General features: G+C 41.8%; 29 protein-coding genes and 1 riboswitch. Of the genes, 7 read left to right on the forward strand and 22 right to left on the reverse strand.

Going from position 1 to position 22,484, the window contains the following annotated elements; translation table 11 throughout:
• Positions 1-253: 253 nt before the first annotated feature.
• From BK582_RS15880 to BK582_RS15895, 5 genes are all read right to left on the reverse strand, one after another.
• Positions 254-1,039 (reverse strand): class I SAM-dependent DNA methyltransferase, encoded by a 786-nt coding sequence (locus tag BK582_RS15880; protein ID WP_078595974.1) that lies wholly within the window; start codon positions 1,037-1,039, stop codon positions 254-256.
• Positions 1,040-1,062: 23 nt separating this feature from the next.
• The gene (locus BK582_RS28110) at positions 1,063-1,194 is read right to left on the reverse strand and encodes a hypothetical protein (RefSeq protein ID WP_255242929.1); all 132 of its coding nucleotides are present in this window, start codon (positions 1,192-1,194) and stop codon (positions 1,063-1,065) included.
• A 192-nt stretch (positions 1,195-1,386) separates the two neighbouring features.
• Positions 1,387-1,596, reverse strand: a complete 210-nt coding sequence (locus BK582_RS15885) for a hypothetical protein (RefSeq protein ID WP_177344646.1) — start codon at positions 1,594-1,596, stop codon at positions 1,387-1,389.
• A gap of 182 nt (positions 1,597-1,778) precedes the next feature.
• Positions 1,779-2,198, reverse strand: coding sequence for a hypothetical protein (locus BK582_RS15890; protein WP_078595975.1), 420 nt, complete (start codon positions 2,196-2,198; stop codon positions 1,779-1,781).
• A 28-nt stretch (positions 2,199-2,226) separates the two neighbouring features.
• Entirely contained in the window at positions 2,227-2,688 is a 462-nt protein-coding gene (locus BK582_RS15895) for a hypothetical protein (protein ID WP_134163572.1), read from the reverse strand.
• Positions 2,689-2,810: 122 nt separating this feature from the next.
• Here BK582_RS15895 and BK582_RS15900 point away from each other — a divergent pair, with 122 nt between their 5' ends.
• Positions 2,811-3,245 (forward strand): MarR family winged helix-turn-helix transcriptional regulator, encoded by a 435-nt coding sequence (locus tag BK582_RS15900; protein WP_078595977.1) that lies wholly within the window; start codon positions 2,811-2,813, stop codon positions 3,243-3,245.
• A gap of 99 nt (positions 3,246-3,344) precedes the next feature.
• Positions 3,345-3,971 carry an FMN-dependent NADH-azoreductase gene (locus BK582_RS15905; RefSeq protein ID WP_078595978.1) on the forward strand — a complete coding sequence of 209 codons (627 nt, stop codon included), beginning with the start codon at positions 3,345-3,347 and terminating at the stop codon, positions 3,969-3,971.
• A gap of 51 nt (positions 3,972-4,022) precedes the next feature.
• On the opposite strand, the gene BK582_RS27125 is transcribed toward BK582_RS15905, so the two are convergent.
• From BK582_RS27125 to BK582_RS15925, 5 genes are all read right to left on the reverse strand, one after another.
• A complete protein-coding gene (locus BK582_RS27125; RefSeq protein WP_169911063.1) occupies positions 4,023-4,178 on the reverse strand; it encodes a hypothetical protein in 156 nt (51 codons plus the stop codon).
• Positions 4,179-4,312: 134 nt separating this feature from the next.
• The gene (locus tag BK582_RS15910; RefSeq protein ID WP_078595979.1) at positions 4,313-4,942 is read right to left on the reverse strand and encodes a hypothetical protein; all 630 of its coding nucleotides are present in this window, start codon (positions 4,940-4,942) and stop codon (positions 4,313-4,315) included.
• A gap of 164 nt (positions 4,943-5,106) precedes the next feature.
• A complete protein-coding gene (locus BK582_RS15915; protein ID WP_078595980.1) occupies positions 5,107-5,412 on the reverse strand; it encodes an MGMT family protein in 306 nt (101 codons plus the stop codon).
• A gap of 33 nt (positions 5,413-5,445) precedes the next feature.
• On the reverse strand, positions 5,446-5,982 hold the full coding sequence (locus tag BK582_RS15920; protein ID WP_078595981.1) for a hypothetical protein: 537 nt from the start codon (positions 5,980-5,982) through the stop codon (positions 5,446-5,448).
• A gap of 72 nt (positions 5,983-6,054) precedes the next feature.
• A complete protein-coding gene (locus tag BK582_RS15925) occupies positions 6,055-6,411 on the reverse strand; it encodes a hypothetical protein (RefSeq protein WP_078595982.1) in 357 nt (118 codons plus the stop codon).
• Between the two features lie 239 nt (positions 6,412-6,650).
• Positions 6,651-6,752: riboswitch (purine riboswitch) on the forward strand.
• Positions 6,753-6,985: 233 nt separating this feature from the next.
• Here BK582_RS15925 and BK582_RS15930 point away from each other — a divergent pair.
• Complete coding sequence (locus tag BK582_RS15930) at positions 6,986-8,278, forward strand: NCS2 family permease (RefSeq protein WP_078595983.1); 1,293 nt, start codon at positions 6,986-6,988, stop codon at positions 8,276-8,278.
• A gap of 42 nt (positions 8,279-8,320) precedes the next feature.
• Here BK582_RS15930 and BK582_RS15935 read toward each other — a convergent pair whose 3' ends face one another.
• The 4 genes from BK582_RS15935 to BK582_RS15950 form a co-directional block, all read right to left on the reverse strand.
• Entirely contained in the window at positions 8,321-8,518 is a 198-nt protein-coding gene (locus BK582_RS15935; RefSeq protein ID WP_078595984.1) for a hypothetical protein, read from the reverse strand.
• A 28-nt stretch (positions 8,519-8,546) separates the two neighbouring features.
• On the reverse strand, positions 8,547-8,726 hold the full coding sequence (locus BK582_RS27130; protein ID WP_078595985.1) for a hypothetical protein: 180 nt from the start codon (positions 8,724-8,726) through the stop codon (positions 8,547-8,549).
• 101 nt (positions 8,727-8,827) lie between these two features.
• Positions 8,828-9,625 (reverse strand): GNAT family N-acetyltransferase, encoded by a 798-nt coding sequence (locus tag BK582_RS15945; protein ID WP_244895406.1) that lies wholly within the window; start codon positions 9,623-9,625, stop codon positions 8,828-8,830.
• Positions 9,626-9,676: 51 nt separating this feature from the next.
• Complete coding sequence (locus BK582_RS15950; protein WP_078595987.1) at positions 9,677-9,868, reverse strand: hypothetical protein; 192 nt, start codon at positions 9,866-9,868, stop codon at positions 9,677-9,679.
• Between the two features lie 287 nt (positions 9,869-10,155).
• Between BK582_RS15950 and BK582_RS15955 the strand changes: the two genes are divergently transcribed.
• The gene (locus BK582_RS15955; RefSeq protein ID WP_078595988.1) at positions 10,156-11,649 is read left to right on the forward strand and encodes a S8 family serine peptidase; all 1,494 of its coding nucleotides are present in this window, start codon (positions 10,156-10,158) and stop codon (positions 11,647-11,649) included.
• Positions 11,650-11,749: 100 nt separating this feature from the next.
• Here BK582_RS15955 and BK582_RS15960 read toward each other — a convergent pair whose 3' ends face one another.
• Together BK582_RS15960 and BK582_RS15965 are read right to left on the reverse strand one after the other, a co-directional pair.
• Positions 11,750-13,123 carry an MATE family efflux transporter gene (locus BK582_RS15960; RefSeq protein ID WP_078595989.1) on the reverse strand — a complete coding sequence of 458 codons (1,374 nt, stop codon included), beginning with the start codon at positions 13,121-13,123 and terminating at the stop codon, positions 11,750-11,752.
• Between the two features lie 188 nt (positions 13,124-13,311).
• On the reverse strand, positions 13,312-13,971 hold the full coding sequence (locus BK582_RS15965; RefSeq protein ID WP_078595990.1) for a reverse transcriptase-like protein: 660 nt from the start codon (positions 13,969-13,971) through the stop codon (positions 13,312-13,314).
• 219 nt (positions 13,972-14,190) lie between these two features.
• On the opposite strand from BK582_RS15965, the gene guaC reads away from it, so the two are divergent.
• On the forward strand, positions 14,191-15,174 hold the full coding sequence (gene guaC, locus BK582_RS15970) for a GMP reductase (RefSeq protein WP_078595991.1): 984 nt from the start codon (positions 14,191-14,193) through the stop codon (positions 15,172-15,174).
• A 224-nt stretch (positions 15,175-15,398) separates the two neighbouring features.
• Here the strand turns inward: guaC and BK582_RS15975 are convergent, their stop codons facing one another.
• The 3 genes from BK582_RS15975 to BK582_RS15985 form a co-directional block, all read right to left on the reverse strand.
• A complete protein-coding gene (locus tag BK582_RS15975; RefSeq protein WP_078595992.1) occupies positions 15,399-16,052 on the reverse strand; it encodes a protein kinase family protein in 654 nt (217 codons plus the stop codon).
• 363 nt (positions 16,053-16,415) lie between these two features.
• Positions 16,416-17,261: an aldo/keto reductase gene (locus BK582_RS15980; protein ID WP_078595993.1), complete on the reverse strand. Its 846-nt coding sequence runs from the start codon at positions 17,259-17,261 to the stop codon at positions 16,416-16,418.
• Between the two features lie 154 nt (positions 17,262-17,415).
• Entirely contained in the window at positions 17,416-17,778 is a 363-nt protein-coding gene (locus BK582_RS15985; protein ID WP_078595994.1) for a DUF4363 family protein, read from the reverse strand.
• Between the two features lie 77 nt (positions 17,779-17,855).
• Here BK582_RS15985 and BK582_RS15990 point away from each other — a divergent pair, with 77 nt between their 5' ends.
• Both BK582_RS15990 and BK582_RS15995 read left to right on the forward strand, forming a co-directional pair.
• Positions 17,856-18,548 carry a YetF domain-containing protein gene (locus tag BK582_RS15990; protein WP_167553152.1) on the forward strand — a complete coding sequence of 231 codons (693 nt, stop codon included), beginning with the start codon at positions 17,856-17,858 and terminating at the stop codon, positions 18,546-18,548.
• 9 nt (positions 18,549-18,557) lie between these two features.
• The gene (locus tag BK582_RS15995; RefSeq protein WP_078595996.1) at positions 18,558-19,064 is read left to right on the forward strand and encodes a DUF2243 domain-containing protein; all 507 of its coding nucleotides are present in this window, start codon (positions 18,558-18,560) and stop codon (positions 19,062-19,064) included.
• Positions 19,065-19,128: 64 nt separating this feature from the next.
• On the opposite strand, the gene BK582_RS16000 is transcribed toward BK582_RS15995, so the two are convergent.
• From BK582_RS16000 to BK582_RS16010, 3 genes are all read right to left on the reverse strand, one after another.
• Entirely contained in the window at positions 19,129-19,623 is a 495-nt protein-coding gene (locus BK582_RS16000; RefSeq protein ID WP_078595997.1) for a CBO0543 family protein, read from the reverse strand.
• A gap of 154 nt (positions 19,624-19,777) precedes the next feature.
• Entirely contained in the window at positions 19,778-21,004 is a 1,227-nt protein-coding gene (locus tag BK582_RS16005; protein WP_078595998.1) for a M24 family metallopeptidase, read from the reverse strand.
• A gap of 101 nt (positions 21,005-21,105) precedes the next feature.
• On the reverse strand, positions 21,106-22,311 hold the full coding sequence (locus tag BK582_RS16010; RefSeq protein WP_078595999.1) for a cystathionine gamma-synthase family protein: 1,206 nt from the start codon (positions 22,309-22,311) through the stop codon (positions 21,106-21,108).
• Between the last annotated feature and the right edge of the window lie 173 nt (positions 22,312-22,484).

Genomic DNA, 22,484 nt, shown 5'->3' on the forward strand with positions numbered 1-22,484 from the left:
AAGGAGTGATGAAAATGACGTATAAAATGATTTGTCTCGATATAGACGGTACCCTGCTTAATTCAGACCTGGAGATATCTAAGCACATTCTATACGAAACAAACAGAACGCCTGGAAAAAGTCCAGGCGTTGAGTGCTATTTATGTTGATGTTATTTAAGGTACTATATAATTTGTACTTTCCTATGTTATTCATCTGTTATTTCCGGTTTACTGTCGGTCCCTGAATTACTTAAATGCTCCCAACTCTCTTTTTATTTCCCTCCCACCTTCCTGCATACAAAAACCATTTGTGTACTTTTGTCTGTTAGAGGTGTTCCTTTCCAGTTTCCATATGATTCCAGGATTTCAAATCCTGCTGATGAAAGCAGCCTGTCCATTTCTTTAGGAAAAACATATCTTAGTGTTATATCAGATCGCCTTTCCCATATAACAGTCCCATCATCGTCCATCATTCTCCGAATCATCGTGTTTAGCTGAAGTTGGCTGATCTGATCATAGCTGCAGATTGTAAATACCTCCACCCTCATTCCTGCCTCGGGATCCTCATATGTTCTGCAGTGTTCTTCCTGATTTTCCGGAGCAAGGAGTTCTTCCGCAGACGGAAACCTGGTGTCAAAAATAAAAAGTCCTCCATCTTCCAAGTGCTTGTTTACCCCGTTCAATAATTTGTCCTGGTCTTCATTCGTGAGAAAGTGCTGAAAGGAATTCCCAGCCATGTAAATCAGCCTGCTTTTCACTGTTAATTGCAACTGGGTACAATCCTGCTCGAGCCAGGTAATTGGCAGATTCACAGACTTCCTCTCCGCTTCGTCAAGCATTCCTTTATGTATATCGACGCCAGCAAGCTGAAAGCCAGCTTCAGCTAAAGGAATTGTTACCCTTCCGGTTCCGCAGGCCAGATCAATAATCATGCCTTCGTTGTCGGCAGCATGTTTCATTAAGAAGTTAATGTCTTCACTGATGCCGGCATTTTCATAGTCATATAAAGCAGGGTTATTATATTCTTCCAGATTAGATACTTGTTTATTTTCTGTCATGTGCCCTCCTGATAACTTAACTATTATTCGTTTCCGTCCTCATGCTCTTCAACCTCTACATAAACAGGTCCTTTATCATTTTTTATTCCAACATTAAATGAACAGGCTGATAAGAGAACCAGTGACAGAAGCATTAAAACAGCTGCTTTTTTCATTTTATCCCACCTTAAAGTTTGATTAAAACATTAAATCCCATGGAAAGTTTATGGCTATGTATAGGTTATTCCACTTAATACCTTATACGGAATATTTCTGATGAAGTTTCAAAATTATCAAAACTTTAGTAAAATATAACAAAAAACCGGCTGGGTCGGGCCGGTAAAATAGAAAAATATATCGTATAAAAGCTACTTATATGGTTTCCCCTTCGTCAGGATGCATGGCACTCCCCGGCCGACAGCTCCTGGCTTACTCATTTTTTCAATATACGCCAGTCCTCTTGGGCATTGTTTTTTACAGGCAATGCAAGTCTCCGAAGTTACCATTTTCAACGTATGTTTATATTTTTCAGAGAGGGTGACTGTACTGCCTTTAATCTTTTTTTTCTTCCTTGCCATTGTGCATCGCTCCCCAGCTTGATGGTTTATATTATGCATCAATTCGGGAGAGTGAATAGGCAAAAAACTACAATGGAAAGCATATTCCTGAACTTGTTGATTTTCAGATTCTCAGTTGCCGGGATAAGCCGGATTTAAATAACAAATGACTAATTTACTGGAGATTTTTCCTGGTAAGTAATTTATGGGGCAGACTCTTTATAAAAACTAGTTATTAAAATGTATCCAAACACCAGGCCGGAAATTTGGGTCAGGTCGTAATTAACTGCAAAAATATCAAGAAACCGGGGGGTTACCACATATGGCACGAAAAAATAGATAAGGGGATAACAGGTGAAGAATAATGCAGGCAGTCCTGCAAACAGCAGCTTTTCATATTTCACTTTCCAGCTGCCATTCTCTTTTAAATGAGAGAGTAAAACAGGAAGTCCCAGCAGCAGACCAAGAGGAATGAATAGAAACGGGAAGTAAAAAGAAGGTGTAAGATCAGCAGTCACAGAGATTTGTTGCCTTAGGCGGAATATTAATTCGCCAATATATACAAATAAGCCGAAAAAAACCATAGTGAATACTAGATAAGCCAGTGACTTTTTAATTGACAAGACGCTCCCCTTCTTTCGGTTAAATTTCTTACTGTCTTGATTCAATATTCAGTTCCCCGCTGCTGGAGTGTGCTGCTTCATAAACAATACCGTCTTCATAAGTCCTGATGTCAAAAACACCGTCATAGCTTTCCCAAACGTCCGGGCGCTGGCTGTTTTCTTCAATAGTGTCGATTACTATATTAAACAGTGTTTCAGCTTCCTCTTCTGTAGGAACTTCTTCTGTCATCAGCCTGAACTGGATGAAGCTTTCCCCATCAAAAGAAGTAGCTGCACGGTCAACTTCCGCCAGGTCCGCTATTTCTTCTCTTGATTTTTCCACAGCCTCAAGCATTGTTATTTCAGGGTCATTATCTGTGCAGGCTGCTGTCAGAAAAAACAGCAGAAGTCCAAACAAAAGTTTTAATATGCTGTGCTGTTTGATAAATATCCCCCTCCTGCTTTTTTCTTTCCATTTCCCTTTGGATGGGGTTACAAACAATAAACTCATTTGGAAAAATTATACCAGATTTTTCAAGGGGTGTGTTTATCTTGACACGATTTTTTTCCTGAATTATACTAGCACTTGTGATTCATTTAGTATGTATAGCAACTAATTAGGATGGGGTTAATTTGAGGTTTTCATTTCAGGATTATATCAGCATTAAAATTCATAAAACAGACCTTCTGCTAACAAGCCTTATTAAAACCAGGCTGGAGCCGTTTAACCTTGCTCCTGAGCAGAACTTAATTATGATGCTTTTATGGGAAAAGGATGGTTTGTCGCAGCATCAGCTTATTGAACCCCTTGAAAAAGATAAAACAAATATTGCCAGGATGGCTTCTAATCTTGAGAAAAAAGGATTCATAAAACGAGTCCACTGCAAAGATGACCGCCGTTCTGTCAGATTGTATCTTACACCTGCTGGCAGAAATCTTGGAGAACAAGTAATCCCTGTTACGGAAGAATTTAACCAGTTAGTAAGTAAAGGTTTAACTGAAGACGAGCTTAGAGAGCTTGAAAGAATTCTTGCGAAAATCAATGATAATGTCCGTCCTGAGTTTTAAGGGAAATGCTTCATTTTCAGTTGCTGTATCAACTATATGCGCATCTTAAGGTTGCTGTAACAACCAAATATTTTAATGTAAACATCGGAGGTATTTTTCATGGCAAACGTATTATTTATTAAAGCAAACAACAGACCGATTGAGCAATCAGTCAGCGTTAAACTATATCAGTCTTTCGTGGACAGCTATAAAGAAACGCACCCGGAAGATGCAATTACTGAACTAGATTTATTTGAGGAAAACCTGCCTTATTATGATAACGAAAAGATTACTGCAATGTTTAAACTTTCTAAAGGAATGGAACTGACTCCTGAAGAAGAAAAATCAGCCGGGCTGGTTAATAAATATCTGAACCAGTTTCTTGAAGCTGACAAAGTAGTTTTTGCCTTCCCACTCTGGAACTTTACTGTACCTGCAGTACTTCACACTTATATGGATTATCTTGCACAAGCGGGCAAAACGTTCCGTTACACAGAAGAAGGTCCGGTTGGCTTACTGAACGACAAAAAAGTATTGCTTCTTAGCGCACGTGGGGGCGTTTATTCAGAAGGCCCTGCGGCTGCGGCAGAAATGTGCGTTAACTATGTAAGCACAATGCTTGGTTTCTGGGGTGTTCAGGATATTACAAAAGTAATCGTTGAAGGACACAACCAGTTCCCTGATCAAGCGGAAAACATCGTAAATGAAGGTGTAGAAAAAGCAGCTTCTGAAGCGGTTAACTTTTAATTAAATAAAAAACAAAACAGGGAGCCTCCGCTGGCCCCCTGTTTTTCTGTATTAATCTTTATACGAAGGAAAATAAGGATATACAACCTCTGATGTTGTTTCTTCAGGCTTTACAAGAATAGTCTTTACATCATTTTCGTTCGAAAATTCTGTCTTTTCTATACCGAAACCGTTAAAGTAAGTAAGATCTCTCTGCTTTTTAATCATTATGTAACCACCCCCAAGTAGTTTATGTTCATTATAAAGGTTGTGACATAAAATTGGAAGACAGTTCCATAATTATTTTAGTATAATTATACCAGTACTAAAGTACTTACAGAGAGATATTTACCAATTTATTTTTAGAATTCCTCTCTTTCCACCTCAATCATCAACAAAAGAACTACATCGTCATCATTTATTGCCTCCTGCAGTCCCCCAGGAGAATTATAATCATAACCGGATCTCATTGACTCCCCTTTCGTCTGCCTGAATGCCGCGAGAACGGTTGCTTCTCCTTCAGACAGGCCGGTGGGCTCCTCACTGATTGCATACTCCCATGTTGAAAAAGTATCTTCAGTGGTTATTACAGGGTTGTTTTCCGGAAAATGAGGGCCAGCCGTGCCGCTCGGTGTATAAAGGAAAAAAGTTTGGTGGTCAGGATTTAACAGCCCGAATCCAAGCCATTCTTCCGCCTCTTCTTCCGGAAAATTCCCGAACCTGATACTGGCCAGATCATCTGCATCCATTTCCTCTCCATTTAAATACCCCTGTACCCAGAGGCTCACCATAGTTTCGTTCGCGTATGGCAGTTCAATATTAAAATCGAATAACACCCCTAAATTTAAATCTCTAATTGTATTTTCATATTCGGAGTCCTCGTTGGCATTTATGTAAGCGAGGTGATCTCCATCTTCTTCCCCTGGACTATTACAGCCAGCAGCAAAGATAAAGATCAGAAGAAATATGACTATTTTAACTTTTTGTCCCACAATTTGTCCTCCCATTCACTCTTTAGTGTAAAAATATGAATATATAGAACAATTTTTTCCACTCGTATTCTGCACTGTATTCTCAGTGTACCATTCTAAATAATCAGGAATAGTAAAAAAGAAACTGCTGTAACAGTTTCCTTGTGAATTCTTAAGTACACAGACTACGGCCTCCATTGATACCTTGGAAGATCCGTTCTGCCTGTATTGTCCGTTATAACGCCTTCTTTATTGAGAAGGAAGATTTGTTCTTCATACGTCTCTTCATTTTTGATGGCGGCCTGGCCGCTGGAGTTAACAACACGATGCCACGGGAGGCCGTGCTTTTTACTCATAGAGTGAAGAATGCGGGCAACCTGACGTGCTGCCCGAGGGCTTCCTGCCATGTTTGCAATCTGGCCGTATGTCATAATCCGTCCTCTGGGTATGCTCCTGATTATATTAATAACTTCTTCGGTAAATGGCTGCATAGCTGTTTCCTTTCTGTCTGTATAACCATATTACTATGAAAAGTCCACTTCAAATGCTGCGATGACGACGCCCCCCATATCCACCTCTTCTTCGTCAGCGTACCAGCCTGCGTATAATACATAAACTTCTTCACCGCTTCCGCTGATTTCAAACTGGCCATCTTCAATTGTCTCTTCTTCTACAGTATCATTATCGGTTCGCACAGCATAGCTAAGAACATCTGGCTGTTCCCCTTGCATTGTCACAGTAACCTGATTGCCATCTGTTACTTCGTATACTGTATCGCTTTCAATATATTCAGCAAGATCTGCCGGTTCCTCCGCCATATAATCATGGCCGCAATGGCCCCAGCAGACAGTATGTACATCGGCCTCAATATCCTGTTCCCCTATCGTTATATCGAACTGCACATCATCCTGCTGAGGAAGCTCACTTTGAGCTTCCTCATTGTAATTATTCTGGTTTTGAATGAGATCGTTTTCATGTTCACCATTCTGTATATTACCATTGTTACAGCCAGCTGTTATAAAAATTAACCCCCCAGTTATCATTAGAATCGCTTTTTTCACAGGAAACACCCCTAAGTAGTAGTATACTTATTATTTTCCTTCTTTTTCAGCCGGTAAAACTTACGATTTTTATTAATATTCAATTATTGTAAGTCTTTCAGCATTTATTTCCCCTTCTATGAGTGAAGGTGGTTGTGTCTCCTCCAGTTCTACTTCAATATCCGTTCCTGTCTCCAGCTCCTCATAGGACAATTCTTCGTCTGCTTCATTTACAATTGCTGTGTCCTGCGCATCCACATAACAAGTCACATATTCCAGGGCGTTTTCTCCTTCTTCCAAGGTAAGAAATGAGCAGTCAATCGTAATCACAGCTTCACTTATGTTAATTTCATCAATTGTAGAAACAAAATGGTCAATGCCATCTTCCTGAAATGTACAGCCAGCAACGATAATAAGTGACAGGCCTAAAAGCGAAATGAATTTTCCCATTGGCGTATCCCTTCTTTCTTATCTTTATCTTCTAAGTGGAATCGAAGCTTACAGGAGGCCTCAATATACATATTACCTATTCTTTTATGGTGAAACTTTCTCTCAGGGAGCTTTCCATCTGTTGAAGTTATTATAACTTCAACGATCAAAGTCTGAGTACAACAGTTTTTTGAAAATATAAATATATTAGATCTGTATTGACGCCCATATCCCCCTCTGATATTATAGCAAAATATTAAATTTAAAATTTCACACACAGTCGTATAATTTCAGGGATATGGCCTGAGAGTTTCTACAAAGCTGCCGTAAATAGCTTAACTACGATGGGTATAAAATACTCGGTCTCTGGATCGGCGTATATTTATTACATATCCATACGTAAACTAAGCTCTGGTACCTCTTACCAGGGCTTTATTTTACTATAAGAAAGTATAAAATTTTAGCAACATAGCCGTCTCGACGTTGATAAAATTTTTAGGATTATAGTATAAGTGCAACTAAGGCAATCCTTCGCCTCTTTTAAGGCTTGGCTTGCCAAGTTTTTTTTATTTTACCAACAAGGGAGGTCGTACTAATGAAAAACTTTTTCCGGTTTGAAGAACGTGGTACAAGCTACCGTAAAGAATTTATTGCCGGATTGACTACATTTTTATCAATGGCTTATATACTGGCCTTAAATCCTATGATCCTTGGAGAAGCAGGGATGGATTCAGGAGCAGTCTTCACAGCTACTGCCCTTGCGGCGATCGTTGGAACGCTGCTCATGGCGCTGCTGGCGAATTTCCCTATTGGGCTTGCTCCCAGTCTTGGCCTGAACTCATTTTTTACTTATTCTGTCGTGATCGGTATGGGAGTACCATGGGAAACTGCTCTGGCCGGAGTTCTCGTGTCCGGTATTATCATGATTATAATTACATTATTAAAAATCAGGGAGAAAATCATTAACATCATTCCTTCTGATTTAAAGTACGCAACTGCTGCCGGAATTGGATTTTTTATCGCTTTTATCGGTCTTAGAAATGCGGAGATTGTGGTGGGAAGCCCCGCTACTTTCGTGGAATTAGGCAGCCTGACTGGTCCTGCCTTACTGGCTGCTGCCGGGTTTGTCATCACCGCAGTACTAATGGTAAGAGGCGTTAGAGGGGGAATCTTTTATGGGATGGCCCTTACTGCCTTAATCGGTGTAATTGTTGGTTTGATTGATACACCTTCTGCCATAGTAAGCGGAATTCCCAGCATGGCTCCTACATTTGGAGTGGCGATTCAGGAACTCCCTAATATTTTCACACTTGAGCTCCTTGTCGTTATTTTCACCTTCCTTTTTGTAGACTTCTTTGACACTGCAGGAACGCTTATAGCGGTATCAACCCAGGCAGGGCTAATTAAAAATAATAAAATCCCTAATGCAGGCAGAGCGCTTTTTGCTGACTCATCTGCAACAGTAGCAGGAGCGGTCTTTGGAACCTCAACTACCACATCATTAATCGAGTCTTCTTCTGGGATTGCTGCAGGAGGAAGAACAGGATTTACGGGGATTGTAATTTCCGGATTTTTCTTCCTTGCTCTGTTTTTCTCGCCGCTTCTTGAAGTTGTCACGGCTCACGTAACTGCACCGGCGCTAATTATTGTTGGTGTACTGATGGCTTCCCAGGTACGTCTTGTTAAGTGGAGCGATATTGGAATAGCGATACCTGCATTTGTGACTATCATCATGATGCCTCTCAGTTTCAGTGTTGCGACTGGAATTGCGCTCGGTTTTATACTGTACCCTGTCATGATGGCGGCCATGAAAAAGCACAGGGAAGTCCATCCCGTGATGTACGGACTGGCAGTTATTTTTCTCGGATACATTGCTTATATTGCATAAGGCAGAACCCCCTCACTCCACATGGTGGCTCAGGGGGTTCTTTTAACCTTTTCGCGTTATTTTTGCAGGGGCTCGAACACCGTTTTTCTTTGCGTGAAAAAATCCAGTAAGGCCAGCTGCCAAACTTGGAGGTATACTGAACAGGAAGTAGCCCCATTTACCGGTAAAAATAGAGATTAATAAAAAGAATAGTGGCAGCCCTATTAAAACTACTAATGAAATAACCTGGTATCTGTTCAAAAGGAATCTCCTCTCATTTGTATTGGAGTCAGGCTGTGACAAATAAATATACATAAAACAAAAACGGGATAAGAGTAACTATCACACCTGTTATTCTCAGGCTCTTTTTCAGCTGGAGAGCAAAACCGAAAATCCAGACGGCCGGCCAGACTAAAAACAGCAGCCTGTAAATGGTGATCTCTGATCCTGTTAAAACCGGCCAGCTCATCCAGACAGATAAAAATAATACGACCAGGCCGGTAAATATATTTAATATATAACGAGCAACGGATATAATAACTACCGCCCCCTTTGTGCCAAAAATCTGATTTATGTGTTTAAAGTCCCGGATTCATATTCTTTACCATTCTCCTGATTTGGGAAAAGCTTCAAGGTGTCATATCGGAATCCCAGATAGTGATAGTTTTGTTTCCTGTACATTTCTTTCGCTGTGTCATCGCCATCAGCAACCAATATTACTGTTTTATCCGGAAATGCCTTCATGACAAACCTCTGAATTTTGCTGCCTGCTCCCTTTTTCTGCAGCTTTTCGATTACAGCGAGATTATCAATTTCCACTGTTGTTTCCCCTATTATTATGTCGGTATAGCCGGCAGGTTCCCCCTTATAAAAAGCCAGAATCTGCAGCAGAGCCGGGTTATCAAACTGTTTCCGGTTAAATTCCCGCTTACTTTCAGCATAGTCCACCCCGTACGCTAAATCTTCATCATACTGGAGCTGTAAATAAATATGTAAATCCTCTTTGCCAACCTCTTTAACTTCTATGTCCGGTTTATCCTTACTTTTAAACTTGGAAGGCTCTATAGTGTACAATTCAAGAAATCCAGTTTGAAAGCCTGCATCTTCCAGATATTCCTGCAGGTCACCGGAAGGCTTTTCATTTGTAGGAAAATAAAATCGGATATGTTTCTGGCCGTATTTTTCATGGAAGTCTCTTAAATACTCCACTTTTTCCTGAAATTGTTCCAGGGTTGGCATTCTTTTAAATTCAATAAAATTACTGTCGTATTGGTTAAGCATTTCTTCAAAATGAACCTGCCTGAAAAAATCATTTTCTGAAATGACCTTACCTGACACGTGTATATTTTCGAATGTTATATTCTGCAAAGTGTATTTCCCCCTCATTCTGTAAAAGCTTGCTTTCTGTATCGGCCGGCACTATTTTTCGCAGTTTACTGTCCAGTTAAAGGCAAAGAAATCAATATTCTCTTCTGTTATAGTCCCCTCGTTCTGAAGGCAGTCAATTTTAGCAGACATATAACTGCTGTAGTTGTAGCCTCCCACAGCAAGGAAGATGATTAACAGGACAGCAGCCCCGGCTATTATGTATTTTAACGATCTTTTTTTCATGAAAAATCCCCTTCTGCTGAAAAATTCTTTTTGCTGAATTTATGCTGGTATTCTATAAATTAATTTTAACTGAAAATTACGAAAGTGGGAACTGAGTATTGAAGAAAAGACACATATATTACTACTTTATTTCCCGTTCTTTCGTTTCATTCATTGTCGTATTTAAGGGCTTTTTTCATATTAAAGATTAAAATCTTCTGTTACCTTCTTGTATTTTTCGGAATTTTCACACTACTAATTATAAAATTGTGATAATTTGTAAGTATTCTGGATTAAGGAGGAGTTATATGAAAAAAATGCTGAAAGTTCCTTTTGTGGTACTTATCATTGCAGCCTTGATTGCTTCCACATTCAGTATGGCAGCTGCAGAAAGTCCTCAAGGCGACACCAGTTCATTGCAGGAGCGCTTTATCATAGCCTTCAAGTCTGATGAACTGCCTGCCAATGCTGAGGAGATGGTAAACCAGGCTGGCGGGCAAGTCACGTATGAAGTTGGAGAAATTGGCGTATTAGAAGCTGTAACTGACAGCCCCATCGATTTCATTAAGGCATTAAATCAGGAAAGGGATGTGTTAGGCCTCTCCCCTTCTATTGATGTAATACTTGATCTTCCGGACTTTGACGCAGACGGAGAAGCAGATGTTTCTTCTAATAGTCCTGGACCAGTACCAGTTAACGAAAATATATGGGAAACCGGCTGGCAGTGGGACATTGAGAAAGTAACAGATAATTTCCAAAGTCATAGTGTACATACTGGTACGCATGACGTAGTAGTTGGTGTAATTGATACAGGATTTGACTTTGGCCATCCTGATTTGGCTCCAAACATAATCGGCGGTCCGGAGGGTTCGCGCACTTTTGTTCCTGGCACTCAGGACTCCTGGGACAACCATGGACATGGAACTCATGTTGCCGGGACGATTGCAGGAAATGGCCGTATGAAGGGTGTAGCCCCTGATGTTGGATTAAAATCTTATCGGGTATTTGACAGAGGAAGTGCTCAGCAGCTGTGGATTACAGACGCTATGATTGCAGCAGCTGATGACGGGGTCGATGTAATTAATATGAGCCTTGGCGGAAATCGCGTTATAGGCCAGTGGTTCTATACTGATCCTGAGACTGGAGAAAGAGTACGACTCGGTAATAACCAGGCAGCAGATGTAGTAGCATACAAGCGGGCAGTAGATTATGCTGTACAGCGAAATGTTACAGTTGTTGCAGCGGCAGGAAACTCTGCGCAGGATATGAGCAACCCTTCAAAGGTTGCTGACTGGATGGAAAGAAACGCTGGCCCGGGTTATGAAATCCGTGGTGCTGCATGGTTCGTTCCTGCACATCTTCCTGGTGTAATTACTGTTTCTGCTATGGGTGGCGGATTCGGAACAGAAGACCGTTTATCATTCTTCTCCAATTACGGAAACGGGGCAATTGACCTTGGTGCACCAGGTGGAGATGACCCGCCTGCAGGCTACGAAGGTGGAGATACTTTTAAATTTGGTATACTCAGTGCTTACCCTACTTACTTTAACAACAATCGCAGCCAGCAGCTTTTTGGTGAAAACGGTTATACATGGATGAGGGGAACTTCCATGGCTGCTCCTCAAGTAGCTGGAGCTGCTGCAGCATATATTTCTCAAGTTTATGAGGAAACCGGCAAAAAACCAACACCTCGCCAGGTGCAAAACCGTCTGCAGCAGACTGCAGATAGTGTGGATAAGCAAGGTTACAGTAGATTTTTCGGACATGGACGTGTAAATGCTCATAATGCGCTGACCCAATAGGATCAAAAAACCAGCTGCATGGATCTTTCCTGCAGCTGGTTAATTATTTTTATTTTGAAATAGGGCCGGCTGGGTTTTCAGGACAAATCACTAACCTGATTTAATTAGAACTCACTTTTATTGCCTTCTCCTCTGCTCTGCGCTGGACAATCTGCAGCCTTATTAAAAAGCCGATTGCAGCACATGTGAGGCCAATAGTGATGCCAACCCATAGGCCGAACGGTCCGAGGGGGGTATATGCCGCTAAGGCGTAACCGGCTGGGATTCCAATGGCCCAGTAGGATATTAATGCTGTTATAAACGGGATTTTTACGTCTTTATACCCTCTCAGCACACCCTGCAGGCCTGCCTGGGCTGCATCGGAAAGCTGGTAAACAATTGCTATGATGAAAAAATGCCCGGCCATAATTACTACATCACGGTCTGTAGTGTAAAGGTAGGCAATTTCCTCTCTGAAAAAGTAGAGAAAAACAGCTCCTACTGCAAGAAATCCTACACCTCCAAACACACCAAGGCGGCCGTACTGCTTAGCTGATTCAATGCGGTTGCCTCCCACAGAAAAACCAACAACGATAGTTAAAGCCATAGAGATGCTTAAAGGAATCATGAAAATAAGTGAAGTAAAGCTTAGTGCCACCTGGTGGGCAGCTACGGTGACTGTCGTAAACATCGCCCCCATGAGCAAAGTAACAACGGCGAAAATACTTGATTCAAAGAAAATAGACAACCCGATAGGAATACCTATGGAAAGCTGTTCCTTCCATGTTTTCAAAGAAGGTCTCGCCCATTTCACAAACAGCTGATATTTTCTGATCACCGGGATCCGGAATGTCATCCAAATACTGATTATTAGTATAATCCAGTATGTCGCAGCAGTGGCATAGCCTGCTCCGATCCCGCCTAGCGCTGGAAGACCGAAATTCCCAAAGATAAAACCGTAGTTTAATAAAACATTAAATGGTACAGCGAGGACTATTATTATCATTGTTATTCTTGTAAAACCTTGTCCGTCATAGAAATTACGCAATACATTAGCCAAAAAGAGAGGGACGATCCCAAACGACAGACCAATAAGGTAATGGTAGGAAATATGCTCTACACCTGGCGCAAGGCTCATTAATGCCAGAATCGGTTCAAGGAAGAAAAATCCTCCCAGAAAAACAAAAAAAGCGAGACCAAAGGATAAATAAATGGCCTGCGTAACAGCGTCGCTGATTTTATTTTTCTGTCCGCTCCCCACCAGCTGAGCAACAATCGTTGTAACTGCCAGTAAAATTCCGTTAATGCCTGTAAACACTGGCATCCATAAGCTGGAACCAATCGCTACGCCTGCAAGGTCGTCCGTGCCAACCCTCCCGGACATCATTGTATCCACGAGATTCATAGCATAGAGACTGACCTGTGTGACCATAATCGGCCATAAGATTCTGATAAATAATTGCAGTTTCTCTTTCCTTGTATCAACATGTTCCATTTCGTTCACCTGAATTCTGCTTTATTTTATTTTTAAAATTCTTCCGGCTTTTAACCTGTTTACAAACATCGTACCATTCTAGCAGAAAGTTTCCAGTGATTAAAGCATTTTATTTCAAAGAAATTATAAAAAAAAACTGAGCCTCAATTAAAAAAGACACAGTTTTTCTGACTCCTGGGCCGATCATGTTATTTTTCAATTTCCATTGTACTCATTATTTCAATTTCTTTTAATGCCTGTGTTGCGAGCTGATCCGCTTCTTTGTTCTCTTTTCTTCCTACTAGTTCATATTCTGCGTCCAGTCCCATTTTTTCAAGTTTCTCCTCAACCCGGTCAATCCATTTATTGAATTCTTCCTCATAGACCGCCCACTCCCCTTTCAGCTGATTGATAACGACCTGGGAATCACCAATAAAGCGGACTGGGAGATGATGGACACCTAACTCCTCCAGTTCCACCAACGCCAGATGAATAGCTGCATACTCCGCCTCATTATTAGAATCCAGTTCCGTTACTAAAGCGTTTCTCCGAAGCCTTAATGCCTTCCCATTTTGCTCATAATAAATGACACAGCCTAATCCTGACTTCTTCGTTTGAATATCAAACCCTCCGTCAAAATAAACGGTGAGGTTGTGGGGCTCTGTTTTTACACCTTCAAGGTATTTTTTAAGCTCTTTCATCGTCATGGAACTATCATATTTATCGATAAACTTTAGTTCTTTGGCGCGCCCGGTTTTCAGGAGGTCCTCCCCGATCAAGTGCGCTTTTTCAGCGGGCATTTCTTCTGAACTGAAGACTGTTTCCGTCCCTTTTTTAGTCTTATACTGCAGCTCAATTCTCAAAATCATATTTATCCCCCTTTAATTCATCTCTTCTTATATTACCCCTGCTGTTTATGTACTAATTAACATTGTCTATTCCTGCTAAACAATTTTTCCATTCAAATATACTTTAAATGACTCGTTAAAAATATTTTGACATACTGTTCAAAATGAGGTAAAGTACTCTAGGGACGAACAATTATTAAGATATTAATTTTAAATATTCGTGTTTAGGAGTGATTTCTCATGGATAACGTATTCGATTATGAAGATATTCAATTGATTCCTGCAAGATGTGTAGTAAACAGTCGATCTGAATGTGATACAACAGTGGAACTTGGAGGACATACTTTTAAACTGCCTGTTGTACCGGCAAATATGCAGACAATTATAGATGAGAACATTGCAACAGCTTTAGCTGAAAACGGCTATTTCTATATTATGCACCGATTTGAGCCGGAAAAGCGTATTGGTTTTACAAAAGAAATGCATTCCCGCGGCTTAATCGCCTCTATCAGTGTTGGTGTAAAAGATGAAGAATATCAATTTGTAGAGCAGCTTGCTTCTGAGCAGATTACACCTGAATTTATAACGATCGACATTGCCCATGGCCATTCTAATGCCGTGATCGATATGATCCAGCACATTAAAAAACACCTCCCGGAGAGCTTCGTCATTGCCGGAAATGTAGGTACTCCTGAAGCGGTACGGGAATTGGAGCATGCCGGTGCAGACGCAACGAAAGTTGGAATCGGCCCCGGGAAGGTTTGTATTACTAAGATCAAAACTGGATTTGGTACTGGCGGATGGCAGCTTGCTGCCCTTAGATGGTGTTCCCGTGCAGCCAGCAAGCCAATTATTGCCGACGGCGGTATTCGTACTCATGGTGATATTGCCAAGTCAATCCGCTTTGGCGCGACAATGGTAATGATCGGTTCTTTATTTGCCGGCCACGAAGAATCACCAGGTGTGACCGTGGAAAAAGACGGTAAGAAATATAAGGAATACTTCGGATCAGCTTCCGAATTCCAAAAAGGCGAAAAAAGAAACGTAGAAGGCAAGAAAATGTTTGTTGACTATAAAGGTCCTCTGCAGGATACCCTGACAGAGATGGAACAGGATCTCCAGTCTTCAATTTCTTACGCTGGCGGCAGCACACTTGATGCGATTCGCCACGTAGATTATGCGATCGTGAAAAACTCTATTTTTAACGGCGATAAAGTATATTAATAGATAATTGAGCAGGCCTGCATGCGGGCCTGCTTTTTGCGAATGGGACTGGTTTGTTGGCAGTGAAGCGAAGGATTTATTGCTTATATTGGCGGTTCGCCGATAAAAATGGAATTTCGCCGATAAAATTTGTTTTTCGCCGATAAAAGCACCGGTTTCGCCAATAAAACAACTTTTTCGCCGATAAACCAACTTCCCTCCCCTCCTCCTCCCCTTTTATCAGCTCATCCAGCCTGTCTTCCCTTCCATTTCGGGGACTTCACCGAAAGCAGTCTCTCTAAATAATTCTTTTTGTATAAAAAAGCGATCGTATTTAATAAGTAATCAGGAATTTTCTTCGGAAAAAGCCTGTGATGATAAAATTTATAATAAGCTGTTTTAAGATCTTTCCACTGAGAGCAGACCTTACTCTGCCGGAAGCGGGCGACATCGATCAGTTTAACGTTACCGTCGTTTGTTATAAATATATTCCTTAAATGAATATCAGAAGGGTTTAACCCCTTTTCTCTTGCAAACTTAATCGCACGGTCTACTTCTTTTATATACTCCGGCATGATTTGCGTTCCAGAGGCAGCACAGCTGAAAAACGTCTTCCCGTTGATGAGGTCCATGACGAGATAGTTTGTTCCGGCTTCATACAGACGGGGAAAATATGACACGCCCGCAAGACGTTGGTATATTTGCGCCTCTTCTCGAGCAACAGCAGTAAACTCCGGAAAAAATACTTTCAATGCTTTGTCAGTGCCGGCAACAGAAAAAACAAAAGCGCTCCGCCCTTTACCCAAAAGCTGAAGCCGGTTATCTTTTTCTGCCAGCAACACCCTCCTGCCGATTTTTTTATACTTTACACTTTCGGCTAATTTATTATAGTTTGCCATAGTTATACCCCCTGATTTGTGGTGGCAGCTGTTCATTCCACTCTGTTTACACAACTGAAAGCCAATCAAAATACACGGTCTCAGCCCCTTTTTTAAAAACAAAAAAACCTTTACCATCTATGAAATGGTAAAGGTTGATTAATAGTGTAATTGTACCTTTACCTGCTTCCGGTAAAGGTCTTGCTAACAACGTTATGTTGCCGGCACAGCCGGGAGGAAACCTCCGAAATGACGACTGTGCAGTAAAAGCTACTCCCCTTTAAGAGAATATTCAGCTGTATAAAACTATCATAAGTATATTTTAATGTTCTGTCAATTATTATATTTTCCATAATATATCACGAGTAAGCGTCCGAAAAAAACTTAGAAATCAAAATTATCCGGGTCTGGCCCTACCCGGTGGTCTTCGTTCAGTTCGTCAATTCTGCCCATTTCCTCATCTGACAATTCAAAGTCAAACACGTCCGCGTTGTCTCTGATACGGTGCTCTTTCACAGATTTAGGAATCGTCACTACTTCATTTTGCAAATCCCAGCGTAAGATCACCTGTGCTGATGATTTGCCATATTTTTCACCGATTTCCTGAAGTACTTCATTGTTTAAGAGTTCACCCTGCATTAACGGAGACCACGCTTCCAGTTGAATGCCATGTTCCTTACAGAAGGCATGAAGCTCTTTTTGAGTGAGACGGGGATGGTACTCAACCTGGTTGACCATCGGTACAACTTCTGCATCCTTCAGTAAATCCTCCAGGTGATGAATGTGGAAGTTACTCACACCGATTGCTTTAACCCGGCCGTCTTTATAGAGCTTTTCAAATGCTCTCCAGGCGTCCTTATATTTCCCTTCCACAGGCCAGTGGATTAAGTATAAATCCAGGTAGTCGAGACCGAGTCTTTCCAGGCTTTCCTCGTAAGCCCTTATTGCAGACTCATATCCAAGATCAGAGTTCCACACTTTCGATGTGATAAATAACTCCTTCCTGGAGATTCCGGCAGCCTCCATTCCTTCCCGAATCCCCTGCCCTGTTCCTTCTTCGTTTTTGTAAATTGCTGCAGTATCAATGCTTCTGTATCCGTGCTTGATTGCAGTGCGGACAGAACTGACTGCTTCATTCCCATCCTTTACTTTAAATACACCAAGGCCGAACCATGGCATGTTCACCCCGTTATGCAATTTCACAGTATCTGCTAAATTTTTTGCTGGCATAGATCTGTTCCTCCTTCAGAATGTATAGTGCGAATTATATGTAAACCTGTTTTAAAGTTTACAGTCTCTTCAGGCAAACAGTCAATTTCCTGCTTTGCTCAACCATTACAGCGACTAGTGTTAAGCATGCAGCATCCAGTTTCACAGTAAAAAATTAAAAGATAACAAATTCATCAAACCTCGCTTTTAATTTTGCAAGCAGTTCCAGTGATGTTTCTTCGTTTCTGCTCCTTACTGCTTCTATTAAAGAAACAACTTTGTATCTGGCAACAGTAACGTGCTCGACTGGCCCGAAAAACTCCATTCTCCATCGTTTATCTTCAAACATTTCCCAAAGAATTTCCGCTTCCTTTTCAGCCTCTTCCCAGTTTTCTTCCTCCACAAGGTGCCAGACTGTTTCCGCCTGCCTTGACAGAGGATTATCTGCATTCTCGTAACTTGTATGAAGCCAGCTCCCAATCGCTATAATGAGAGCAGTTAAAAAGGTGAGGAACAGCCTGTTTGTCAAAACTTTCATACAGGAACCCCCTTGCTTTGTTTATTTTTTCTATTTTGTCCAATAATAAGGGCAGTATGATACGGGAGGTTCGAAGAATGTATGATTCAGGTTTTTTCATTAAGGCTTTATTAAGCTTTTTGTATCTGTTCCTCCTGACCCGGTTAATGGGAAAAAAACAGGTGGCCCAGCTTACATACTTTGATTATATCGTTGGAATAACTATCGGTAACTTTACCGCAAGCATGGTTATTGAACCGGAAATACGTCCGGTTAACGCTCTTGTAGCTGTTTCTGTATGGGGTCTCCTCCCTGTTCTTCAAAGTGCTCTCAGCAGAAAAAATTTAATGCTGAGGCGTGTTTTTGAAAGTAAACCAGCGATTTTAATAGAAAATGGCAAATTACGTGAAGAAGAAATGCGAAAAGAGAACCTAACTGTCCATAATGTGATGGTGCTTCTCAGAAAAGGCGGCAATTTCAAGCTGGATGATATTCAGCTTGCTGTACTCGAGACTACTGGTGATCTCAGTGTTTTAAAGAAGAAAAGCGCCAGTAATGCCACGGTAAATGACCTTCACTCCAAACCTCAGCGGGAACCACGTGTGCTTGTCATTGAAGGGCATATTATGGATGGAACCCTGAAAGAACTGCAATTAACGAGAGACTGGCTGCTTAAAGAGTTAGAAAAACAAGGAGTAAAGCACTTAAAAGAAGTACTCCTTGCCCAGCTGCAGAGTGACGGAACGCTGTACATTGACCAGTGGAGCGGAATAATCGAAGACGCACTTTAAGGAGGCATTATGGAGAAGTTTTCTGATTCCGGGAAAAAAGAAATAAACTCTGCTGACAGGAGTCTGTATTCCCGTAGGAACCTGTGGGCAGGAATATTATTCGGTTTGGGTCTGGTCGCTTTTTTTGATGAAACAGTTTTTCACCAGCTTCTGCACTGGCACCATTTTTACGATAAATCAACAACGGCTGCAGGTCTTGTTTCTGATGGCTGGTTTCATGCATTCAGCTGGTTTGCCACGGTTGGAGGATTGTTTATGTTCGCTGATCTGCGCCGCAGGAAAGGGTTCTGGATGAAACGCTGGATAGGCGGGATTCTCCTTGGAGCAGGCACGTTTCAGCTTTACGACGGGACGGTTCAGCATAAAATTATGAGAATCCATCAGATCAGATATGTGGACAACGTATTTTTATACGATGTGGTCTGGAACGTTATCGCTGTCGCCATGATTACCGCAGGGGCTATACTAATTTTTTTAACAGGCCGAAAGAACAAGGTAAAGGGAGCAGCATTTTAGTACTGCAGATTTTCAGGAATGGATGCTGCCCCATGTATACTTTGAAAAGGGACCTGAGGCGGCGCTATGTTAATGTGGAGACCCTCCCCGTATTCATCTTTCTGACCAGTCCAATAATGAGCCTGCACAGCATGAACTTAATAAACATCGACACAAATGAATGGCCCCATGTCCAACCCTTTCGCCACGTTATTAATTCTGTTTTCTTTTCAGCAAACGTTTCGATGAGAATTTGCGGGATAATAACCAAAATAGCCTTGCCTATTATTCCTGCCGGTTTGCTGTTCAGTGTCCACTGGTTAAAGTATAACAGCAGCAAGGGATACTGAATGAAGTCAAATGGCAGGTGTATGGCGAGCTTATTCTTGAACGGCCTGACTTTATACTTTAAATAGCCTTTCGATACAAGCATCCGATCAGAAAAGTAATTGCCGATACAGCTTACAAGATAAACGATAAGCCAATCTTTAAACGAGCGCTTATATATGGCAAACGGGAGTATGAACAACCCGATAATAGCTGTAACGTATAAAAATAAACCTGATTGTTTTCTGTTCAAAAAAACACCTCCTGTAATATTAAGGTGCCTTTGTTTTAACGTCTTATGTACAGGCTTTCACTTAAGTGAGTTGTAAAAAAATGGGTATTTAGTGAAAGAGAAATAAAACAGGAACGAATTGGATATTCGTCCCCGCTTTGGACATATTTCGTAGTCATATACCGGCGCCATCTCCTTCATTTAAATGGTTAATAAACGGAATGGTTGGTACGTCTTCTGTTTTACATATCAGGTCCCTCGGGAAATTTGCCAAAATTTCGCACCCTGATTCAGTCACGCGAAAAGTTTCGCTGAATTCTACCCCATAGTCTTCAAACCATATGCCAGGAATGATATGAAAGGTCATATTCGGCTGCAGAATTGTTTTGTCTCCCTGTCTCAGGCTTGCAGTATGCTCTCCCCAGTCCGGCGGATAATTGAGGCCCACCGAATAACCGATTCGGGAATCTTTCTGATAGCCATGCCTGGCTATCGTTTTTCGCCATTTTTCTTCCACCATCTCACACGTGATCCCCGGCCTGATAATCGCAAGTGTCTCATTCAGCCCTTCCAGTACAACATCAGCCAGCTCTCTTACGTGAAGAGAAGGCTGTCCTAATATAATCGTTCGTGCCAGTGGTGAATGATATCTTTTGTAACAACCTGCCAATTCGAGAATAACGGTATCGTCTGGCTTATATCTTTCATCTGTCCATGTTAAATGAGGGGAGGAAGTCTTTTTGCCTGATGGCATAAGCGGTACAATTGCAGGGTAGTCACCGCCGAATTCTTCTGTGCCCGAGATTTGTGCGTGGTAAATATCTGCCGCCACATCACACTCTCTGACACCAGGTGCTAAGGAATCGACTCCGGTGCGCATCGCATTTTCCACAAGTCTTGCTGCCCTTTTCATATACTCAATTTCTGTTTCCGACTTTATCATCCGGATATGGTTCACCAGCCCTGTACCATTTTTAAACTGCACATTGGGCATCCCATTCTGCAAACGTTCATAGCATAATGAGGAGAAATAATACGTATCGAGCTCGGCGGCAATAGATTTTCCAAGAAGCCTTTTGTCTTTCAGAATGCTGCAGATAAAATCCATCGGGTGTCTTTCCGCCGACTGAACGTACTCATCTGTATAGGAAATAATATTTTCTGGTTTCAGCCAGGTTGTCATTTTAGCCCCGTTTGCATCCATCTGCCTTCCTGCCCATATTGGCTCCTCGAGCTCTAAAGCCACAATTAGCAGCTGATGCACGTAAAAAGCCCAACCGTCATATCCAGTGAGATAATTCATATTCGCCGGATTAGTTATCAGCAAAACTTCAATACCTTCCGACTCCATTTTCTGTTTCGTTTTGCGGATTCTGTCATTGTATTCCTCATTTGAAAACATGGCTGATCCCTGCCTTTTTGTCAGACTTAGTTGTCCCCCCTGTATGCCGAAATCCCCGGCATAGGTTTCTGCCTCTGCCGGGAGTAAACATTTCCTGGTAATTATATTTTCACTACATTCTTCACGTAGGAAAACGCCTGGTCGAAATCGTTAATAATATCTTCTGCATCCTCTATCCCGCATGATACGCGGATGAGGCCTTCCGGGATACCCATCGCGGCCCGTTCTTCCGGAGTACATTCTATATGGCTTGTAGTTCTTGCAGGGCCTACAGTCGTTTCAACGGCTCCAAGGTTAGCTGCCCGGTGAGAATATTGCAGCTGCGGGAGGAGATCCCTTACTGTATCCACGCCCCCTTTTACAGAGAAGCTGAGCATTCCGCCAAAACCGCTCATTTGTTTTTTCGCAATATCATGATTTGGATGTGTTGGCAGTCCAGGATAGAACACTTCGTCAACAAGCTCTTTCCTCTGAAGGTGCTGTGCCAGTTTCATCGCGTTCTCTGCCTGGCGTTTTACTCTCAAATCGAGAGTTTTCATGCCTCGTAACAGCAAATATGCCGCGAATGGATCCATTGTTGCTCCATTTATTTCACGATAATGGAAGATCTTTTCCACTAATTCTTCATCATCACCGAGGACAATGCCCCCCAGTGCATCCGCATGTCCGCCTAAAAACTTCGTCGCACTGTGGATGACAAGATCCGCGCCAAGCTTGAGAGGGTTCTGATTTACTGGTGTGGCAAACGTATTATCGACAACGACAAGAGCACCAGCAGCTTTTCCTGCCCTGGACATCCGCTCAATGTCAGTAATTTTGACTGTAGGGTTTGTTGGCGTTTCAAGGTAAAGAATCTTACAGCCTTTCTCCAATTCCCGCTCGATTTCCTCATGGTTCCCTGTTTCACAGAACTGCACCTCGATAGCCTTCGGAGGAAGGAATTCTGTAAATATTTTGTTCGTCCCTCCGTACGTATCTTTAATTGTTACAATTCTGTCTCCAGGACGGAGAAACGTATCAAGAGTATTGCTGATTGCCGCCATTCCCGTAGAAAAACTTGTTGCTGCTCTTGCGCCTTCAAGAACTTTTACTTTATCCTCAAAAGCCTGCACGGTTGGGTTTGTATTCCGCCCATAAATATGCCCTTTCTTTTTCCCGGTTGCAACCTCATACCATTCGTCCATATCGTCATACGTATACGCTACACTCGGAACAATCGGCACCTGTGATGCACCATGGACAAGATAATCTTTTTCGCCGCCCCAGACTGATTTGGTCCCCATCTTTGCTTTTTCATGATAATTCATACATAACACTCCTCGTCTGTTATATTTAAGCCCTCAAGGAGGAGCTTATTGCAATGTCCCTGTTTCCTCTCCTGTTATTTACTTTTCTTGCTGCAGCAACAGAGGATAAAAAAATCCTTATGAAACCGGCTTTCTTTATGATTATCCAATTAGATCCCGGCTTCTCCCAGGTG

Origin of the sequence: Evansella clarkii, assembly GCF_002019695.1 — a bacterium.
Classification (GTDB): Bacteria; Bacillota; Bacilli; order Bacillales; family Salisediminibacteriaceae; genus Evansella; species Evansella clarkii.

Excerpts from the sequence above, each read along its gene's own strand:
- BK582_RS15880 (WP_078595974.1), bottom strand. The coding sequence starts at position 1,039 with ATGACAGAAAATAAACAAGTATCTAATCTGGAAGAATATAATAACCCT.
- BK582_RS28110 (WP_255242929.1), bottom strand. The coding sequence starts at position 1,194 with ATGAAAAAAGCAGCTGTTTTAATGCTTCTGTCACTGGTTCTCTTATCA.
- BK582_RS15885 (WP_177344646.1), bottom strand. The coding sequence starts at position 1,596 with ATGGCAAGGAAGAAAAAAAAGATTAAAGGCAGTACAGTCACCCTCTCT.
- BK582_RS15895 (WP_134163572.1), bottom strand. The coding sequence starts at position 2,688 with ATGAGTTTATTGTTTGTAACCCCATCCAAAGGGAAATGGAAAGAAAAA.
- BK582_RS15905 (WP_078595978.1), top strand. The coding sequence starts at position 3,345 with ATGGCAAACGTATTATTTATTAAAGCAAACAACAGACCGATTGAGCAA.
- BK582_RS27125 (WP_169911063.1), bottom strand. The coding sequence starts at position 4,178 with ATGATTAAAAAGCAGAGAGATCTTACTTACTTTAACGGTTTCGGTATA.
- BK582_RS15915 (WP_078595980.1), bottom strand. The coding sequence starts at position 5,412 with ATGCAGCCATTTACCGAAGAAGTTATTAATATAATCAGGAGCATACCC.
- BK582_RS15925 (WP_078595982.1), bottom strand. The coding sequence starts at position 6,411 with ATGGGAAAATTCATTTCGCTTTTAGGCCTGTCACTTATTATCGTTGCT.
- BK582_RS15930 (WP_078595983.1), top strand. The coding sequence starts at position 6,986 with ATGAAAAACTTTTTCCGGTTTGAAGAACGTGGTACAAGCTACCGTAAA.
- BK582_RS27130 (WP_078595985.1), bottom strand. The coding sequence starts at position 8,726 with ATGAGCTGGCCGGTTTTAACAGGATCAGAGATCACCATTTACAGGCTG.
- BK582_RS15950 (WP_078595987.1), bottom strand. The coding sequence starts at position 9,868 with ATGAAAAAAAGATCGTTAAAATACATAATAGCCGGGGCTGCTGTCCTG.
- BK582_RS15955 (WP_078595988.1), top strand. The coding sequence starts at position 10,156 with ATGAAAAAAATGCTGAAAGTTCCTTTTGTGGTACTTATCATTGCAGCC.
- BK582_RS15960 (WP_078595989.1), bottom strand. The coding sequence starts at position 13,123 with ATGGAACATGTTGATACAAGGAAAGAGAAACTGCAATTATTTATCAGA.
- BK582_RS15965 (WP_078595990.1), bottom strand. The coding sequence starts at position 13,971 with ATGATTTTGAGAATTGAGCTGCAGTATAAGACTAAAAAAGGGACGGAA.
- guaC (WP_078595991.1), top strand. The coding sequence starts at position 14,191 with ATGGATAACGTATTCGATTATGAAGATATTCAATTGATTCCTGCAAGA.
- BK582_RS15975 (WP_078595992.1), bottom strand. The coding sequence starts at position 16,052 with ATGGCAAACTATAATAAATTAGCCGAAAGTGTAAAGTATAAAAAAATC.
- BK582_RS15980 (WP_078595993.1), bottom strand. The coding sequence starts at position 17,261 with ATGCCAGCAAAAAATTTAGCAGATACTGTGAAATTGCATAACGGGGTG.
- BK582_RS15985 (WP_078595994.1), bottom strand. The coding sequence starts at position 17,778 with ATGAAAGTTTTGACAAACAGGCTGTTCCTCACCTTTTTAACTGCTCTC.
- BK582_RS15990 (WP_167553152.1), top strand. The coding sequence starts at position 17,856 with ATGTATGATTCAGGTTTTTTCATTAAGGCTTTATTAAGCTTTTTGTAT.
- BK582_RS15995 (WP_078595996.1), top strand. The coding sequence starts at position 18,558 with ATGGAGAAGTTTTCTGATTCCGGGAAAAAAGAAATAAACTCTGCTGAC.
- BK582_RS16005 (WP_078595998.1), bottom strand. The coding sequence starts at position 21,004 with ATGTTTTCAAATGAGGAATACAATGACAGAATCCGCAAAACGAAACAG.
- BK582_RS16010 (WP_078595999.1), bottom strand. The coding sequence starts at position 22,311 with ATGAATTATCATGAAAAAGCAAAGATGGGGACCAAATCAGTCTGGGGC.